Here is an 18,786-nt window from a genome sequence, read left to right on the forward strand (position 1 = left end):
ATCTGTCTCGTTTTCGTACTGACAAGATCAGATCACAGAATGACCAAATGGTTCCTTAGATTTAAGCAACAACGCCCTTTTTTTAGAATAAATTTTAATATTGAATTTTTTATTAGCCATAAAAAATGTTAGATAAGCGGCACGTCTTGTGTAAATCTGTATTTAAATCAGCGCTTGGCTCACATAAATGTATTCACCAATCTCCTTAATACGCGCGGCAGCATATTACTCGACTTCAGAAAAATCATTTTAGCACTGAGTAAATTTAACTAGGAATTAACAATGGCTGACCCAGTAAATTAGGCTTAGTCAATTATTCTTAAAATAATTCAGCAAATACTATAATAAATACTGAAATACGTTTAAGGCTGACATGGAGGTTTGCTATGAAGATCGCTCACATTGTCCCCCTAACATTACTCTTATTCCACTTATTCTTTGCACCATTGAGTCATGGACAAATAATCGGTCCGCTGACATCAGTTAATATTGGTGGAGTCAATATGTATTGTACCTCTGCACAAGGTCAACGCGTCGCTCTCTTTATTGATCCTTCGGTTAATCAATATATTGGTATTGCCTCATCAAATGGCTTCCCCACCATCAGGCTAGGCCCTGGATTTTTTAATAGTGTTCCTAGCAGCGTCGGCCAATTTTGGTTTTTACATGAGTGTGCCCATCATGTTGTCGGTGCCAATGAAGCACATTCCGACTGTTTTGCCATTAAAAACATGCGAAACATTGGCCTGATCACTCACCCCAATCAAGTCCATATGTTGCTCACTCAGATTTCACAAATGCCGGGCAGCAACGTCCATCTACCCGGCCCCGCAAGATCCCGAAATATTTATTCTTGCCTGATGAATTAAGATGAGGTTTTATGGCTAATGAGGTGAATATAATCTATAAATATCAGAACTAAGCCAACACATCGAGTCCTTTATTCGCCACCAAATTAAGTAGCTTTAGTGAAGTGCTTTGATGCTTTTTACATCATGAATCACCGTCAAGTACCCCTCCAGTTACTAAGCCATCAATCATGGCTTCATATAGCAATTTGTTGTCAAATAGCATTTCGTTATCAAGCATAACTCTTGCTTCTTGGTCTCTCACGCTATTACTTCTACACCTTGTATTTGCGATATATTTGGCATCTATTGGTAGGAAGTCATACCCTCCATCTTCATTAGGAACTTTTACAAAGTTCACTGGTTTTATATCTATAGCTGAAAACCCTGCATCAATCATCATATTTATTGTTGATAATGGAATGCTATCTTTAATTCCTAATGGTATAGCATTTTCTATCAGATAGAATACAGAGACAAATTGACCATCAATAAACAAACTTTCATTAGCATTTAAGTAACTATATTTTCCATTATAAAACTGTTCACTGCTATATATATCGTTTAATCTAAGATCTAAATTAAGCGTTGCATTTTTTTTCTTCATGTTACGTATAGCATTTTCATTGTAATAAATTTTATATCCCATTTTTTCAGTTTTTAGAATATATATATTTCTATTCACTCCTTTTTTAGTGATTATAAATTTAGATTCTAAATTAGTTGTAACATGTTCTATTTTTGTAGGGTTCCTTGCATTTACTAGTGAAATTATTTCTTCTTTATTACTTATGAACTCCTTACCTTTACTTATGGTTTTTTGTTTAAACTTGTTTGTAAAGAACTCTTCTGTTCCATATGCATTATTATTGTATTGTTGTTTTAAACCTAAAGCATAAACCCTCATATGTCTGTATTTAAGATCACCTTTATTTTTTTCTATGACTATGTCTTTTAATATATTGTATTCTGATTTATTTAACAGCTCTCTAATTTTTGTTCCTATTTTTGTTTTATTAGATAATCCTTTACTATCTCTAAATAAAGATTTAAATATTATAGTTTGAAGAGACCACTTCTCAAAATCTGAGCTTTGAAATTCTTTTTTATTTGAATAATTTTTTATTTCTTTTTTAAAGTTTAATAGCTGCTTTTCGCTATTATCCTCTACATTTGAATATATTATATTTTTTCCTGTGTTATTAATGTTTTCAATACTTTCCCTATCACCCACCTGAATTCTCCCCGAAGGAAAGTACATAGTTATTTTTCTAAAATAAACTATATTTCTTTTATTAAAGCTATCATAAACAGCTATTTCGTTTCTATCTGGATTTGGCGATTTCAAACCTAGTTTTTCATTTATATCTATTGCTTTTAAAAAGTGTAATTCTATTTTATATGCGTATAAACTGACACTTCCAACAAAATAATTTATTACGGAAGTGTATTCCTTTTCCAATTCCAACCTTTCTATTTCTGTCGTCGATAAACAATATAGTTTATTTAACGCTTCACCGATTAAAGTTCTTTTTATTACATGTATAAGTGATGTTTTTAGGAAACCTTCTGACTTTAAATTATATGCAGACAAAAAATTAGATTGACTCGGTTTTTTTACATGTTTACTTATATCAAAATCATCACGTTTACATGGAGCTTCTATCTGATTATTTAAACTTTCCGGTTCTATTAATGACAAATGATACATAAAATGTTCCTTTCTACTCTTTTCAAGGATAAAGTTAATATTTTCAAACAACTATGCCTAATAACTCAGTCAAACACTTTTCTATATATTTTGATATCTTTAAAGATAACTTTGTATCATTTTAGTTGTTGTCATGTGGTTTTTCTACTAATGTTGTTTTGCTCAAGTATAACTGAACAACTGACTTTCCATTTTTTCATAGTTGATTGAAGTTAAATCGCCAAATGTTACATGTGAACAAAATTTAACTCATAAATAGTCCGTTATTAATAACTGAAGTAAAAGTATTATCTAGTACCTCGTAATACTTTTGGAAACTTGCTTAGCCGAATGTCTTATTCTAATGCCAAGTATTAATCAAGATTAAGCCAACGTCGAGTCCTTGATTCGCCACCAGATTAAGTAGCTTTAGTGAGGTGCTTTGATGCTTTTTACTACCTTGCTCCCACTGCCGTATGGTTGAGGGGCTTGCATTTAGATAAGCTGCACGTCCTATTAAAGTCAGTGTTTGACTCACATGCATTTGTTCACGAATCGCCTTAATACGCGCGACATCATATTGCTCGACTTCAGGCAAGCTCTCATTCAACAATCAGGGAATTTAGCAATGAGTCTGTTTAATAAGGGAATTAACAGTGGGTGGCTTAGTTAATTTCCTTCTAATTTTGTTAAAATAGTTGTTTAGTTATTCTTCTTATAATTCTCAGCCTGCTCTAACACGCCTTTGTAAACATCATCGTTGGCCACAGGTGGAAAGCCGTATTTGTGTAGCAGTAAGATTAAATCCACTTTCAATTTGGCTTTGATGTCATCGCGCCCAGCCCAATCTGGATATTGGGCGACATTGTCTACCGTGGTTTTCATCTCCTTCGCCAGTTCAAGCATCGTGTCATCATCAAAAGTGAAATCGTACTTCTTGCGCATGTGGTTCAAGATATCGAGGAAGGCTTTCTCTTCTAGATCGATACCTAAGTCTTCAAACGAGCCCATCTCTTTTGCGATATCAAAGATAATATCGGTCATCTCTTGAGAGAAAGTATCGAACTCCTCACCATTTAACACATCATTCTCACGGCGTTCGTTATACTGCTCCACCAGCGATTGGAAGCGCTTAGAGAAGTTAATCCCTTGTAGCTGGTTGACCTTTTTAAAGTCGCTTATCGCTTTTTCAAGCAGCTTTTGAAGTAGCTGGATCTTAGTGTTTGGCAGCTTAATCTTGTTGATGCGAGCTAAGTAATCTTCATCAAAAATATCAATCGCTTCGGCGTGCTCATCGCCAATGGTAAAGATCGCTTCGACGCCATCGGCGCGTAGTGCTTCTGCCACTAACTCACGAACACGCTTATTCATTTGTGCCGTGTCTGGTGCATCGCCTTTGGTTAGCTTAAAGATGATAGCGCGCACTGCAATATAGAAGTGAATTTGGTCACGCTCTTGCTGAGATAACAATTCACTACCACAGCAAACATCATAAGCCGCCTTCATACGGCCGACTAACGCCATGAATCGAGTTTCGCCTTTCTTGGTTTGAAGTATGTATTCTGCCGACTGATTCAGGCACTCTAGCTGCTTACGCGGCTCTGCAGTGTAATACCCTGACGTATCAAAATTGTGGAACATTCGGTTTAATAGATCGAGATGGTTCTTCACCTCAATAACGGAAAAACGAATATCTTCAAAGTTAGTCTCATCAGCCTTTGAATACTGAGCTAAGGCTTGATTCATACGCGACTTGATACCAATATAATCGACAACGAGCCCTTTCGCCTTGCCTTCAAACTTACGGTTAACGCGTGAGATGGTTTGAATAAGATTATGCTTTTGCAACGGCTTATCGATGTAAATCGTATCGAGCTCGGGCACATCAAAACCTGTTAGCCACATATCCACCACAATGGCTATTTTGAAATTCGACTTAGGATTTTTAAACTGCTGATCGAGGGATTTTCTATGCTCCTTTGTCCCTAGCAGGCTGTACTGATCTGGATCATCGTCTTTGCCGCGTGTCATCACCATTTGCACCATGGCAAGGGGCGTTAATGCTTGTTGCTCTTTCTCGGTTAACTCTACACCATCAATGGCGAGCTTTTCCTCAAACCATTCTGGCCTTAGGATTTTGACTTGCTTATAAAAATCAAAGGCAATTTCACGGCTTGCACAAACAAACATTGCCTTGCCCTTTATCGTAGAACCTTCTTTCACTCGCCCTTCGTAGTGTTCAACAAAGTCTTTCGCCAAAGCTTCAATACGATCAGGATCGCCAAGAATGGCGTTCATATTGGCCGAGGCTTTCTTACTCTCTTCTATCTGATGTTCATTAGTGCCAGCGTCTGCACAGGCTTGGTAGTATTGCTCTACCTCTTCAAGCTTGCTGTTATCAAGAATGACTTTCGCCGCTCGGCCTTCATACACAATACGTACCGTAATGTCATCGTTAACCGATTCTGTCATAGTGTAGCTGTCTACTGCATCGCCAAATACATCAAGGGTGGCATCGATGGGCGTGCCGGTGAAACCCACGTAAGTGGCACTGGGTAAAGAGTCGTGCAGGTACTTAGCAAAGCCGTATGTCTGTTTCACATCGACGGCGACGCCATCTTGATATTTAATCACCACTTTCTTATCAAGATTCACCTGTGAGCGGTGCGCTTCATCGGAAATACAAATGATATTCGTCCGCTCAGAAAGCAATTCGATGTCTTCGGTGAACTTATGAATGGTCGTTAGGAACACACCACCGCTTTTGATGCCTTGTAGCTTGTCTCGTAAATCTTGACGGCTTTTAACGGGCACCACCATCTCATCACCAATGTAATGAGAGGCATTACAAAACTGTTTAGCAAGCTGATCATCGAGATCGTTACGGTCGGTAATAAGCACTATGGTTGGGCTTTCAAAATCGATGCTTTTCATCAATAGGCGCGATAGAAACTGCATGGTAAAGCTCTTACCACACCCAGTGGCGCCAAAGTAAGTCCCGCCTTTACCACTGCCGTATGGCTTACGCTCTTTGTCTATGTTGTAGTAAAGCTTACGCGCTGCGTAGTACTGGGGGTAACGGCAACAGATCTTTATCTCTTCCTTTGAAGTATCAGGGAAAAAGACAAAGTTCTTCACCACATCCAGTAACCTGGTTTGGTTAAAGAGCCCAGCAATCATAGTATAGAGGGAATTAATGCCATTCTTTTCGGTAGACTCGTTACCTGTGACTTTGCGCCATGCGTAGAAAAACTCATAGGGCGCAAACAGGTTACCCATTTTATTGTTCACGCCATCGCTGATGATGCACATGGCGTTGTAGACGAACAGCTTTGGAATATCATGGCGATAGCGTTTACAGATTTGTTTCCAAGCATTAAAAATGGTGGCGTCTTTCTCGCGCACGGCGCTTTTAAATTCAAACACCACCAGAGGTAAGCCGTTCACATAAAGGATGCCATCAGGAATTCGAATTTGCTCACCGTTTTCAGGCGAAACGCCCTTAATCTTCAACTGATTGACGATTTTATAGATGTTAGTGTCCGTTAAGTGCGAATAACTGACCGCACTTTCAGCGACTTTCCTGTCGTCTGTTGTGCGCTTATCTTTCAAAAGCGGCACAAACATCAAGCGTAGGGCGTGTGGCAAGTGTTTAGTATCGATTAGCTCAATGTGCAGATCTTTCTTTGAACGGTCGTCACGCTTAAACAAAAAGCCATTGCTGAGCCATTGGCAGAAGGTTTTATTGCTATGGTACAAGTCACTGGCAGGCAGACTTGAGAGCATACGCACTATGGCATCAATTTCGCTCTCGGTGATCCCATCGCCTCGGTACTGCTTGGCAAGGTAGCGCCTAAGATCATCGACAATCAATACTTGCTCTTGATCACTACGTTCAATGTCGCTTCCCATAAAGTGCGGGTAGCCTTGCTCAGTGAGCAGTTCAATAATGGCTTGCTCTAATTTGGCTTCTGTAAAGGTTAAGCTCATGGTGTGGGATCCGTCCTATCACTGCGCTAATACAAAAAAACACAACAAAAATGCACAAAATACCACAAAAAACAAAGCAAACCTACAACAAAAACCACAGTAAATACAACAGCAAATACAACAAAAAAGCTTGCCCCTGTTTGCCTGTTTGCCTGTTTAACTGTTTAACTGCTTGCCTGTTGATTTAGAGTCTGAGTCAGTCTGAGCCTGAATCTCTGAGTCTGAGTCCTGAGTCGCGCCACAGGGGAAAGGCGTCTAACGTAGTGTTAGCCCTGTATTAGCCCAGCGTTAACCCACCAGCGCTTTCGCTTGTGCTACTTGCACATTCTCTAAGCCCTCTAAGTCGATTTCACCGGAAAGCAATTTAGGCAGTAGTGTGTCGCGCAACTCAGCCAATTGTTTATTTTCACTCTTAAGGGAGCTTTGTAATTTAATCATTGGCATTATTTGAGAAACAAAAGCGTCTTGGATTTCTCTTGGAGCCATACAGAACTCAAGATTTGAAATTGCCTTAAAAGTAATTTGAGGGAATGTCCCTGAGCGCGAATCTGCAATGATATTAAATTCATCGATGGTGTTTTGACGAGTCAATATCATATATAGCAACCGAGGGTGAACCTTCTCGTTTGCTTGTATAACCATGAACTTAGTTGATACAACATAATCACTTACATCGAAATCTACGTAGGCAAAACGCTTGTTCTTCGGCCTAATCTCACTGTAAAGAATATCATCTTCTTTGATGGCTTTCTTTGCTTGTCCGGGTAACCCTACAACAGGTGAGTAGTTTTTATGTAAAAAGTCGCCTTCCTGAACATCACCGGTATTCACAAAAACAACTTCATCAACACTCTTCAAGTTATATGATTGGGAATGATTCTTACAGATATCAGATAGCTGATTTACTTCCCAACCCTCAGGGATCAACCCTAACTCAGACTCAACCAGCTTTTCTGGAAAAAGCGAGGCAAGGTCAACTTCTTTTGCAAAAAAAGGAGAAAGCAAGGGTGAAAGAGAGGGCGAAAGCAAGGGTGAAAGAGAGGGCGAAAGCAAGGGTGAAAGAGAGGGCGAAAGCAAGGGCGCAGCCAACCCATTTGCTTGCTCGCCATTCATGTTGGCTGGCTTTTTATTGCGCAGCTTTTTATTGCGCAGCTTTTTATTGCGCATCTTCTGACGAACAGGGTCAAAATCGACAAACCAAGATTTGAACAGCGCTTGCGCCATCTGCTCTAGAGTTTGGTTGATTTGGTTGTTGAGAGTGATTTTATTACTTATTTGCCATAATACTTCGCTAAGATTGAGCTGCTCAGAGAGTGGTGGGAATTTAGTCTCGTACTCCATAATTTTCTTGGGTGAAGTATGTAATATTTTTGTCCCAGTGGCCCGTTGAAAAACAAAGTTGTTGAAAGGTTGACTTATAAATAGCCAATACAGGTATTCAAGGCATACTAAACTAGGTTCTTTTATAATTATTTTTCCTAGTCGTTGATTATGTAAGTATACTTCCCCATCATCTGGAATCATGCCTGGTATTCCCAAGATTTCGCCACCTGATGTTTGACAGGTCATAGCAAGCAATATATCCCCGGGAGTCAAAATATAATCGCTAGGAAACTCAGATGTATACCGTTTTAGTTTCGTATCCGAAAAGCGAAATCCGCCACTATAATCGAAATTGCCGATTGCAACGACAATGGGACCATTATCAATACCTTCTCGCATGTATTCACCCTTAAAAGCAAAACCATGTTTCACATCAATAAGATCGCCCAATGAATATACTTGCCACTTACTCCCCATAACCCAATGCCTCCAAGTTGTGGCGAATGGCTTTATCCAACTCCTTGGATTGCTCCATTTGCCTGTATAAGGTTTGTGAGAGCGCGCGCATTTTGGTTTCAAACGCAATACCATCGTCTGCAACTTCCGCGGCGCCCACATAGCGCCCCGGCGTCAGCACAAAATCATTGGCTTTGATGTCGCTAATGGTGGCGGATTTGCAAAAGCCTGCTTGATCTTGATACTTCTCTACTGGATATTTCTCGACTGGATATTTCTCGCCGATAAGCGCGTCTGCTCCCTCTTTTGGCAAAGGATCGGCATTTTCGCCATCCTTGGCGGTCACCCTCCCCACGCGACGCTTTTGCCACGCTTCATCGGTACAGCGCCAAGCATGGTAAGTATCGGCAATGAGCGCGATGTCATCTTTAGTCAATGCTTTATTGGTGCGGCTGATCATAGTGCCCATTTCACGGGCATCAATAAACAGCGTCTCTTGTTGGCGGTTACGATAACCTTTGCTGGTGTTCTCGGTTTTGTCTTTGGTGATAAACCAGATACACACAGGAATTTGTGTGGTGAAGAACAGCTGCCCCGGCAAAGCAATCATACATTCTACATAGTCATTCTCAATCAGCTGCCGACGAATGTCGCCTTCACCTGAGGTGTTTGAGCTCATAGAGCCGTTCGCTAAGACAAAGCCCGCCGTGCCTGTTTCACTTAGCTTTGAGAGCATGTGCAAAATCCAAGCATAGTTGGCGTTGCCTGTTGGCGGTGTGCGGTAGCCAGCAAAGCGGGGATCATCGGTTAATTCTGCCTCATTGCGCCACGCTTTAAGGTTAAACGGCGGGTTGGCCATGATGTAATCGGCTTTTAAGTCTTTGTGCTGATCGGCAAAAAAGGTATCGGCGGCACGCTCACCTAAGTTGCCCGATAAACCACGAATGGCTAAGTTCATCTTCGCCAGTTTATAGGTGGTCGAGGTCAACTCTTGACCATAAATAGCGATGTCTTTGCTGCGCCCTTGGTGCTCTTTAATGAATTTTAACGACTGCACAAACATACCGCCGGAGCCACAAGCCGGATCGTAGATTTTGCCTTGAAAGGGCTCTAGCATTTCCGCTAACAGTGTGACCACAGACTTTGGCGTGTAGAACTCGCCGCCGCCTTTGCCTTCGGTTGCGGCAAACTTGCCGAGGAAGTATTCATAAACACGACCCACTAAGTCTTCTTCGCTCATGTCGCATTCGTTTGCCTTACCTTCACGAACTAAGGTATCGATATTCTCAATGCTGTCGATAAGGGATGCCAGCTTTTTCACTTCCAACCCTTGGCGCGAGAAGTAGTTATCTGGCAGCGCGTCTTTCAGGCTAGGGTTGTTTTTTTCAATGGTCGATAGCGCGGTATCGATAATGATGGCGATATCATCTTGCTTAGCGCGGGCTTTAACAAATGACCAACGGGCCTCTTCTGGCAAAAAGAAGATGTTGTCTTGTTGGTAGAACTCTTTCATTTCAACAAAGGCGTTCTGCCCCTCGTCTATCATCTTTTGACGGCGGGCTTCAAACTTGTCGCTGATGAACTTTAAGAATACTAGGCTTAATACCACATGTTTGTATTCAGATGACTCCACACTGCCACGCAGTTGGTTAGCGGTATCCCAAAGGGTCTCTTCAAAACCTTTGGTCACTTTTTTCGCTTTTGAGGCGGGTTTCTTGTTAGCGGGTGCTTTTGCCATGTTGTTAATTACTCACATAATGTAGGGCTACTGCGGTCATATGCCGTTCATGGAAAAAGATTATATATTAAATTTAATGGATTAGGTTGTTAACGCTTCAATTTTAAATGGCCTTTTTATGACAACTTATCTATGACAACTGGAAAAGAGGTTAATGCTAATAAATAATCACAATACGAAAAAGCTTAAACTCACACACAAAAAAGCCCCGATACTCCTAAAAGTATCGGGGCTTTCGAGCTTAAATTATCTTAACGACTCTTTATTACAGCTCTTTATTACAGCTCTTTATTACAAGAATGTGCAGGATAAGCGCGTAAGAGCAAGGCTTGATAAGCGACGCATAGTGTTTTCTATTCTTCTGGCTTTTCATACACAGTGTGAATACAAAAATAACCATCGGAAACAAGGCGAGAATTACGATGGTAATTGCTTTGAGCGCGAGACATGGACGTCGAGCTGGCATTTAAACAAGGAGGTTGTTGGTTTTCGTTTGAGCCTATAGGGCCAAAAATGTTCCCGATATTTTTGAGGCATTCCATGCTATCCATGCAGATCAGATGGGTTTACAGCGATATCCTATCTAAAAGCCAGTTCGACATCCTGTCTCTCGCTCATTAGCTTATGACCTTGTCATATTCGCCGTGCTACAGATGCATTGACACATAAGCCCGCTGCAAGCGATGAACACAAAAAAACCTCGATACTTAGAAAAATATCGAGGTTTTCTTATCAGCTTGGGTTAACCAAGGTAACCTAAATCACCTTGATTAATCTGAGGTGGGGCAGATGTCGGGTAAGGAGCAGCCATTACTGGCTACCCCTCCCCTAAGAACCGTACGTGCGAGTTTCCCCGCATACGGCTCAAGCCTTTATAAGTCAGTACCTAAGTACAGACCAGCAACTTACAAACCTAAAAGATAAATAACTATAGTAACCAGAATGCCTACGAAACCAATTAACACACTCATGGCTGATGTGACACCCTTATCATTGCACCTTTTCAATACATCAGTTACACCAGTTATTGCCTTTTTCTCCGATCTTAGCTTTTGACTTTCTAGATATTCTAATCCCTTGGCTGTGATCTCTACCTTAGAGTATATAACACCCTTATCATGCACCAGACGCTGTCCTCTTATAAAGCCAGCATTCATTAACAATGGTATTTGGTGATATATTTCCCCATCTTGAAAAAAACCTAACTCGCCAGAGTCATTTAGTTTCTTGATGTGATCTAAAGCGTTTTGTTGCATTCGTTATGCTCCATCGATTATTAATAATTGACGGAATAATAACACAGCCCCAAAAATAGAAGAAAATGCCCATAAGGATTATATCACACGATATATTAAACACAACATAATTTTTTAAACATAATGTGAGTTTTACTTCGCATGTAATTGCCGATGACAATTAGGGTGCAACAAGACTAAGTTATTCAGCTCATCTGAGCCACCTTTCACCCTTTCTACAATATGGTGGATATTCCACCCTGTTTCTTTGGTGATTATCTGGCGGCACATTGCGCAGCGATGCTGCTGTCTGAGCCACAGTGTCAGCAGTTTCCGTTGACCTTGCATTGAATCTTTCCAAACTCGCTCAAGGCGCTGTTCGAAGTATGACTCAAATGCTAAGTCATAAGGATTTGCCTCCGCTTTTAACTTAATATGTCGCTTTATCACAGTATCATTGGTGTATATCAGCCTTTTGGTAAAACCATCGACTGTTATACCTGAAAACGTCCAGTTTCGTGCGCCCACTGATTTAAAGTATTTCGCTTTAATCCAATGTTTGTGACGATTATTGTGTCGTCGTCGGCACCACTGCCACAGAAGCTTCCAAATCCGATAATCCACGTAATTAAAGGTTTCTTTCGCCACAATATGACGATGATAGTTAGCCCAACCTCGAAGGATTGGATTTAACTTACTGATTAGCATATCTGCCCTCACAGTCTTTTGATCTTTAATTATGTCGCTAATTTTCTTTAAGACATTCTTCACGCTTTTCGCACTTGGTTTGATTAACATCTTACCGTTGCCGTATTTACGCAAATTTTGTCCAAGAAAATCAAACCCTTCAGTTATATGCGTTATCACCGTTTTCTCTGGTGATAACGTAAGCCCACGTTTAGCCATAAAAGCTTCAACAATTGGCTTAACTTCACTCTCAAGTAACTCTTTCGAGATCCCCGTTATGATGAAGTCATCGGCGTACCTCACATAATTGACTTTAGTCTTGTAGCTGGCTTTGGTGTTTTTCTTCCCAAAATGGGTTTCTAACAACTCTTCCAAACCATCAAGTGCTAAGTTCGCCAATACAGGAGAAATAATTCCCCCTTGTGGTGTTCCTGCCTCCGTTGGGTTTAACTTACCCGATTCCATGAATCCCGCTTTTAACCACTTTCCGAGTACTTCTTTATCCAATACAACGTTGGCAAGTAACCAGTCATGGCTAATGTTATCAAAGCAGCCTTTAATATCCCCCTCTAACACCCACTCCGCAGAGCTTTTACGACTTAAATTGACAAAACATTGTTCTATCGCATCAGCCGTTGAGCGCATTGGGCGAAAGCCGTAGCTATTTCGATCTGCCGTAGTTTCCGACACAGGCTCAAGTGCTAACAGATATAATGCCTGCATTGCCCTATCTTGCATAGTCGGTATTCCTAAAGGACGACGTTTGCCGTTACTTTTCGGAATATAGATTCTACGTAATGGCTTAGGGTTATACCCTTGCCGCTTCAATCTAAAAATAGCCTGCCATTTACTTTCAGGCGTGCTCCACAACTCCCTATCGACACCAGCAGTCCTTTTGCCTCGATTTTCAGTCACCCGTTTAACCGCCAATGCCTTAGCAGCAAACGAGCGCACCAACATGCGTTGCAGGGTTTTCACCTTGCGCCACTGCTGTTGCTTCGTCGCCTTCGCGATCCGTACTTGTAGCCCTCTCACCTTACGCTCAACAGTGTACCAATCAATGGTATGCCAGCTGATCGCTTGGTGGGAGAACGCAGGTACTTCAAACTTTCTTTCCGTACTCATCTTGCTTTCCTCCTTAACCACAAAGTGGAGAAAAGCCAAGCCCCTACGGGGATAGCTAATCCCCGCTTGGGTTAATTTATTAGATGGCTTTACACGCCTTCACACGATTAAAGACCAGTCTGAATTTTGCACTCTTTCGAGTCAGGGCAAAGTTAGAACCCCTATCCGAACCATTACAGTTCGGCATTCGCTTGGTCAGACATCCTTTACCCGCTTATCCAACAGCGCTCCTTACGGATTGCCTGCCTGTATTACCATAGCTGGCTATTAGGCGGATGATCGGGCTTACCGAGTTCTGATGCAGTTACACGAGCAACTTAGGTTCTGTCTATTTACCGGTGGTCATAAGACGGCGTAATCCCAGATGTAAAAGGATTAACCGACCACGTACCTTTTGGTTAGAGCGTATCAACAATATTTCGCTCTTTGCGGTTGACGGTATTTATCAACAGTTCACTTACGTTAACCATATTGCCCAGCCTAGCCCCCAGCCAGCTTATTGTTAGCCAACTATGTCCACTCTCACGAGTTAGCACACCGTTTACACGGGGGTACATTGTCAGGAAGCTTCGCACCACGCCGTTACCAGCATCGCACTATCCCTAGGCTACTGTTAGCCGTATAACAGGTCTCACTACCGAAATACCTAAGCAAAACGGTGAGACAATAACTGCAACAGCTTACGCCGGAGATCGCTCCAGCAGCAAAATTCCATAAGTCGTGTCAGAAATGACAAGCAGACGGGAGTATCCTTGAAGGTTAAAATTATCGGCAGGCCTATGCCGCCGTTCTTTTTCCCTTTCGCACAAAAGACTATGCTTCTAGATACCTACGTTTTGAGGGCAGCGCAGACATTAACACTTTGCGCCCATTTTCTTTATACTGACCGACAAACACGATCAGGCGAATATTCTCTTGAGAGAATACCGTTGATCGGGTTGTGCGATCCGACCAACGGATTTCGACTACTAATTTTTGCAGGTGGGTGAGCAAGCAACTAAGTGCTTGCTTACGGTGTAGCCTGCTAGGTTAGCGACCTACGCGACTCTCGTCGCACTACATCATGCCGCCCATACCACCCATACCACCCATACCGCCCATACCGCCCATATCAGGCGCAGCAGCTGGTGCTTCTTGTGCAACTTCACCTACCATAGCTTCTGTTGTCACCATAAGACCTGCAACCGATGCAGCAAACTGTAGCGCACTACGTGTCACTTTAGTTGGGTCCAAAATACCCATTTCTAGCATGTCACCGTAAGTGTCGTTACCCGCATTGTAACCATAGTTACCACTACCGTTTTTCACATTGTTAGCCACAACTGAGGCTTCTTCACCCGCGTTAGCCGCGATTTGACGAAGTGGTGCTTCCATGGCGCGAAGGGCAATGACCACACCGTGTTTTTGATCTTCATTGATCACATCAAGATCAACAATTTTGCTTGCCGCGCGAACCAGTGCAACACCACCACCGGCAACCACACCTTCTTCAACTGCTGCACGTGTGGCGTGCAATGCATCTTCTACGCGTGCTTTTTTCTCTTTCATTTCAACTTCAGTTGCCGCGCCAACTTTAATCACGGCAACACCGCCAGCCAACTTGGCCATACGCTCTTGCAGCTTTTCTTTATCGTAATCTGACGTTGACTCTTCCGCTTGCAGTTTGATTTGTGTCACACGTGCCTGAATTTGCTCTTCTTCGCCTACACCATCAATGATAGTGGTATCATCTTTAGTGATCAGTACGCGTTTTGCACTGCCTAAGTCTTCTAATGCCGCTTTTTCAAGCTCTAGACCAATTTCTTCAGCAATGACAGTACCGCCAGTAAGAATCGCGATATCTTGCAGCATTGCCTTACGACGATCACCGAAACCTGGCGCTTTAACGGCAGCTACTTTAACAATGCCGCGCATGTTGTTAACCACTAATGTGGCTAATGCTTCGCCTTCAACATCTTCAGCGATGATAAGCAGTGGCTTACCGGTTTTCGCTAAACCTTCAAGGATAGGCAATAATTCACGAATGTTAGAAATCTTCTTATCAACCAACAGAATGTATGGGTTTTCTAGCTCAACACTGCCTGTATCTGGCTTGTTGATGAAGTAAGGTGATAGGTAACCACGGTCAAACTGCATACCTTCAACAACGTCTAGCTCATTTTCAAGTGCTTGACCTTCTTCTACTGTGATAACGCCTTCTTTACCCACACGCTCCATAGCCGTTGCGATGATTTCACCGATTGACTCATCAGAGTTAGCAGAAATCGTACCCACTTGTGCAATGGCTGTGCTATCGGCACAATCTTGTGAGAGTGTTTTAAGCTCAGATACCGCCGCAATCACGGCTTTGTCGATACCACGCTTAAGATCCATTGGGTTCATGCCCGCAGCAACGGCTTTTAGCCCTTCGCTCACAATGGCTTGTGCTAAAACCGTTGCCGTTGTTGTACCGTCACCCGCTGCATCATTGGCTTTAGACGCAACTTCTTTCACCATTTGTGCGCCCATGTTTTCAAACTTGTCTTCAAGTTCGATTTCTTTCGCGACAGATACACCATCTTTAGTGATCAGTGGCGCGCCAAAGCTTTTATCAAGCACAACATTACGACCTTTAGGGCCTAAAGTGACTTTTACGGCGTTAGCCAATACATTTACGCCGCTTAACATTTTTACGCGGGCATCATTGCTAAATAAAACTTCTTTTGCTGTCATTTTGATTATCCTTTAAGTTCTTTTAATGCTTAACCTAAACACCACAGTTAATCTGGGTTGGCTGAGTGATTAAGTCCGGTATGGGTGTATTTAATGAGGGGAATTAACCCACTACCGCCATTAGATCTGATTCAGAAAGGATCAGGACTTCTTCACCATCAATCTTTTCTTTTTTCGCGCCATAGCCTTCATTAAAAATGACGATATCACCAACTTTTACGTCTAACGCCTTTACATCGCCATTTTCAAGAATACGGCCATTACCTACCGCAAGAACCTCACCTCGGCTCGACTGCTCTGCCGCACTTCCGGTCAGCACAATACCGCCAGCTGACTTTGACTCAACTTCTGAACGCTTAATAATGACACGATCATGTAATGGACGAATATTCATCGATGGATGCTCCTAAGTAGATTGCCCAACAATCATTGTTGGTTTTAAACAAATACATTAGGCAATTTCATTGATAAAATTGCCATGATATTCGGGATATGGGGTCAAATTGAAGACTTCCAAGGGGAGGTTAAAAAAAAAATGCATTTTTATGAGCAAGATTTTTTAAAATCTTGCCGACTTCCTGTTAGAATCGGCTTTTCACACCGAATTAAACAGACTTATGAATGATAGACATGGGCTACTGACTCAGCCTATTGGTCGTGTGCTATTAAAAATGAGCCTAGGAAACCTGATTGGTATTGTCACCATTTTGGGGTTTAACCTCGTCGATACTTTTTTTATCAGCCAGTTAGGAACACAAGCACTGGCAGCTATCAGCTTTACCTTTCCCATTACCTTAATTGTATCAAGCATAGGCATTGGCATAGGCGCAGGGGTGTCCACTAATTTAGGCCGTTTGATTGGCAGCAATAATCACAAGAAAGCCAAACTCTTTTTGCATGACACCTTATTGCTAGCCTTTGCACTGATCGGCATCATTAGCCTATTAGGCAGCCTATCCATTGGGCCCTTATTTACCTTATTAGGCGCAACACCCGCCAATATACCTGACATTCACGATTATATGCTGCCTTGGTATTTAGGTGCACCATTACTGATACTGCTTATGGTGGGAAATCAGGCTCTGCGCTCCACAGGCGATACACGCTCACCCGCCATGATCATGTCATTGGCAGCCTTAATTAATGTCATCCTTGATCCCTTACTTATTTTTGGACTTGGCCCCTTCCCCCGTCTGGAAATTCAAGGGGCAGCTATCGCGACATTACTCGCTTGGTTTATTGCTGTTTTACTGTCAGGTTATTTGCTGATCATTAAAAAACGCATGTTGCATTTTGCCCAGATCAATATGAAACGCTATCAGGAAAACTGGAAAAAACTGGCCCATATTGCTCAACCCGCCACCTTAATGAATTTGCTCAACCCCGTGGCTAACGCACTATTAATGGCCATACTCGCCAGGCAAAATCACCTAGCCGTTGCCGCTTTTGGCGCCGGTACACGTGTCGAGTCTCTCATGCTGATTGTGATCACGGCACTGTCATCCAGTTTAGTGCCTTTTATTGCTCAAAATCTCGGCGCCGGGCAAAAAATACGCGCTCATCAAGCATTAATGCTCTCTTTGAAATTTATTTTTATTTTTCAAACCTTGCTATACATACCTTTAATGTTACTGGCGACACCTATCGCAAGCCTCTTTAGTCAAGATCCACAAGTCATTACTTGGCTCAGCTTTTATATACAATTTTTACCCGGCGCTTATGGTTTTTTAGGGATCATTATTTTAGTGGCGACCAGCCTCAATGCTTACCATAGACCCATGAGTTCATTAGTCATTAACGTATGTCGATTATTTTTTCTCATGCTACCTCTCGCCGCTTTAGGTTCTTATATTGACGGTGTGGAAGGCCTCTTGTTAGCCCTGCCTGTCACGAATATGTTAATGGGAATAGCTTGTTATATTTTAGCCACCAAGATCTGTGAGCCCTAACTGTTTATTCCCACAGCCTCATCAAAAAATGAGTAAAAAATAGACTTTAGTTTTATTGAAAAGACGTTTTTTTAATCTAAAATCATTGCTCCTTCATAGAAGATTATGAAGGCTTAACATTCAAACATGTCGTTATGGAAAACGATCACATTTAAAAGGAATTAGTCTAAATGAAAAGTAAACTGCTCTCTCTGGCACTTTTGTGCAGCGCCAGCGTCCTTCCTGTATTATCCGCAAGTGCAGCCGTCCCTTCATATGGTATATTAGTGATGGACAGAAGTGGCTCTATGATGAGTACTCGCACTGATGGGCAAAGTCGTTGCTCTTATTCCAAACAAGAAGCCATTGATAAAATCTCTCGTTTCTTCTTCAATGCCAATATCAATGGGCAACTCATTGAGGTACGTACATTTAATTCCGCCAATAATATGCAATCCGTCACAGGTGGCTTTGTTGACTTCGTAGGCGCAATGACAGCGATGAACAATCTTGATGATGAAGGTTGCTGGGGAGGCACCGCACTTGCACAAGCAATGTGTAGCGCAGCCGATGATTTAAGAACCCAATTTGCTGAAGAAGCCAGTAACGGTGCTAAATTACGTGTTTATGGCTCTACCGATGGCGAAGAAAATGCCAGCCCTTCTACCCCATGTGGCGGCAGTGATTGGCAAGATGAAGTGCGCAGTAAATATACCCTTGAAACCCCCATGGTTGAATTTAACCCCACCATATTTACGGGCACCGTTAGCAGCGCAGTACGACACTTAGCTGTTATCGAACAAGACAGAGGTAAGACTGGTGGCATTTCGACCAAGAGCAGTACCTTTGACTTTCTACAAGAATTGGCTGTGGAAACCGGTGGAGAAATTGAACTTATCAGCGACAGCGATGGCGATGATCCTAACGAGCCATGGTTTGATAAAGGCAAAAAGTAGTCTTTTGACACAATAAGTTATACTAGGGCCTAATACTGGTCAGTTAAGAGCTAATATAATTTTAGGGAGTAAGTTCTTGGCCTATGTTTGACCTCCCT

Annotated in this window: 13 protein-coding genes; 3 read left to right on the forward strand and 10 right to left on the reverse strand. The window is 42.0% G+C overall.

Features of this window, described 5'->3' with window-relative positions:
• The first annotated feature begins 386 nt into the window (after positions 1–386).
• Positions 387–869, forward strand: a complete 483-nt coding sequence (locus tag Q0791_RS20970) for a hypothetical protein (RefSeq protein WP_299010836.1) — start codon at positions 387–389, stop codon at positions 867–869.
• A gap of 124 nt (positions 870–993) precedes the next feature.
• Here the strand turns inward: Q0791_RS20970 and Q0791_RS20975 are convergent, their stop codons facing one another.
• The 10 genes from Q0791_RS20975 to Q0791_RS21020 all read right to left on the reverse strand — a co-directional run bounded on the left by Q0791_RS20975 (position 994) and on the right by Q0791_RS21020 (position 16,198).
• Entirely contained in the window at positions 994–2,559 is a 1,566-nt protein-coding gene (locus Q0791_RS20975; protein WP_299010838.1) for a hypothetical protein, read from the reverse strand.
• A gap of 340 nt (positions 2,560–2,899) precedes the next feature.
• Complete coding sequence (locus Q0791_RS20980) at positions 2,900–3,136, reverse strand: hypothetical protein (protein ID WP_299010840.1); 237 nt, start codon at positions 3,134–3,136, stop codon at positions 2,900–2,902.
• A 104-nt stretch (positions 3,137–3,240) separates the two neighbouring features.
• Positions 3,241–6,528 (reverse strand): HsdR family type I site-specific deoxyribonuclease, encoded by a 3,288-nt coding sequence (locus tag Q0791_RS20985; protein WP_299010843.1) that lies wholly within the window; start codon positions 6,526–6,528, stop codon positions 3,241–3,243.
• Between the two features lie 288 nt (positions 6,529–6,816).
• On the reverse strand, positions 6,817–8,328 hold the full coding sequence (locus Q0791_RS20990) for a restriction endonuclease subunit S (RefSeq protein WP_299010846.1): 1,512 nt from the start codon (positions 8,326–8,328) through the stop codon (positions 6,817–6,819).
• Entirely contained in the window at positions 8,318–10,045 is a 1,728-nt protein-coding gene (locus Q0791_RS20995; protein ID WP_299010849.1) for a class I SAM-dependent DNA methyltransferase, read from the reverse strand. Before Q0791_RS20995 ends, Q0791_RS20990 begins: the two co-directional genes overlap by 11 nt.
• 353 nt (positions 10,046–10,398) lie before the next feature.
• Positions 10,399–10,587 carry a hypothetical protein gene (locus tag Q0791_RS21000; RefSeq protein ID WP_299010851.1) on the reverse strand — a complete coding sequence of 63 codons (189 nt, stop codon included), beginning with the start codon at positions 10,585–10,587 and terminating at the stop codon, positions 10,399–10,401.
• 363 nt (positions 10,588–10,950) lie between these two features.
• Positions 10,951–11,301: a hypothetical protein gene (locus tag Q0791_RS21005; RefSeq protein ID WP_299010853.1), complete on the reverse strand. Its 351-nt coding sequence runs from the start codon at positions 11,299–11,301 to the stop codon at positions 10,951–10,953.
• Positions 11,302–11,433: 132 nt separating this feature from the next.
• Entirely contained in the window at positions 11,434–13,092 is a 1,659-nt protein-coding gene (ltrA, locus tag Q0791_RS21010) for a group II intron reverse transcriptase/maturase (protein ID WP_299010856.1), read from the reverse strand.
• Between the two features lie 1,056 nt (positions 13,093–14,148).
• On the reverse strand, positions 14,149–15,804 hold the full coding sequence (groL, locus tag Q0791_RS21015; RefSeq protein ID WP_299010859.1) for a chaperonin GroEL: 1,656 nt from the start codon (positions 15,802–15,804) through the stop codon (positions 14,149–14,151).
• Positions 15,805–15,907: 103 nt separating this feature from the next.
• Positions 15,908–16,198 (reverse strand): co-chaperone GroES, encoded by a 291-nt coding sequence (locus Q0791_RS21020; RefSeq protein ID WP_299010861.1) that lies wholly within the window; start codon positions 16,196–16,198, stop codon positions 15,908–15,910.
• A gap of 223 nt (positions 16,199–16,421) precedes the next feature.
• Here Q0791_RS21020 and Q0791_RS21025 point away from each other — a divergent pair, with 223 nt between their 5' ends.
• The gene (locus tag Q0791_RS21025; RefSeq protein WP_299010863.1) at positions 16,422–17,753 is read left to right on the forward strand and encodes an MATE family efflux transporter; all 1,332 of its coding nucleotides are present in this window, start codon (positions 16,422–16,424) and stop codon (positions 17,751–17,753) included.
• Between the two features lie 170 nt (positions 17,754–17,923).
• The gene (locus Q0791_RS21030) at positions 17,924–18,688 is read left to right on the forward strand and encodes a VWA domain-containing protein (RefSeq protein WP_299010866.1); all 765 of its coding nucleotides are present in this window, start codon (positions 17,924–17,926) and stop codon (positions 18,686–18,688) included.
• Positions 18,689–18,786 lie beyond the last annotated feature (98 nt).

It is taken from the genome of uncultured Shewanella sp., assembly GCF_947495455.1.
Lineage (GTDB): Bacteria > Pseudomonadota > Gammaproteobacteria > Enterobacterales > Shewanellaceae > Shewanella.

Coding starts and splice junctions, on each gene's coding strand:
- Q0791_RS20970 (WP_299010836.1), top strand. CDS start 387: ATGAAGATCGCTCACATTGTCCCCCTAACATTACTCTTATTCCACTTA.
- Q0791_RS20975 (WP_299010838.1), bottom strand. CDS start 2,559: ATGTATCATTTGTCATTAATAGAACCGGAAAGTTTAAATAATCAGATA.
- Q0791_RS21005 (WP_299010853.1), bottom strand. CDS start 11,301: ATGCAACAAAACGCTTTAGATCACATCAAGAAACTAAATGACTCTGGC.
- Q0791_RS21025 (WP_299010863.1), top strand. CDS start 16,422: ATGAATGATAGACATGGGCTACTGACTCAGCCTATTGGTCGTGTGCTA.
- Q0791_RS20985 (WP_299010843.1), bottom strand. CDS start 6,528: ATGAGCTTAACCTTTACAGAAGCCAAATTAGAGCAAGCCATTATTGAA.
- Q0791_RS21020 (WP_299010861.1), bottom strand. CDS start 16,198: ATGAATATTCGTCCATTACATGATCGTGTCATTATTAAGCGTTCAGAA.
- Q0791_RS21030 (WP_299010866.1), top strand. CDS start 17,924: ATGAAAAGTAAACTGCTCTCTCTGGCACTTTTGTGCAGCGCCAGCGTC.
- Q0791_RS20995 (WP_299010849.1), bottom strand. CDS start 10,045: ATGGCAAAAGCACCCGCTAACAAGAAACCCGCCTCAAAAGCGAAAAAA.
- Q0791_RS21000 (WP_299010851.1), bottom strand. CDS start 10,587: ATGGAATGCCTCAAAAATATCGGGAACATTTTTGGCCCTATAGGCTCA.
- ltrA (WP_299010856.1), bottom strand. CDS start 13,092: ATGAGTACGGAAAGAAAGTTTGAAGTACCTGCGTTCTCCCACCAAGCG.
- groL (WP_299010859.1), bottom strand. CDS start 15,804: ATGACAGCAAAAGAAGTTTTATTTAGCAATGATGCCCGCGTAAAAATG.
- Q0791_RS20990 (WP_299010846.1), bottom strand. CDS start 8,328: ATGGGGAGTAAGTGGCAAGTATATTCATTGGGCGATCTTATTGATGTG.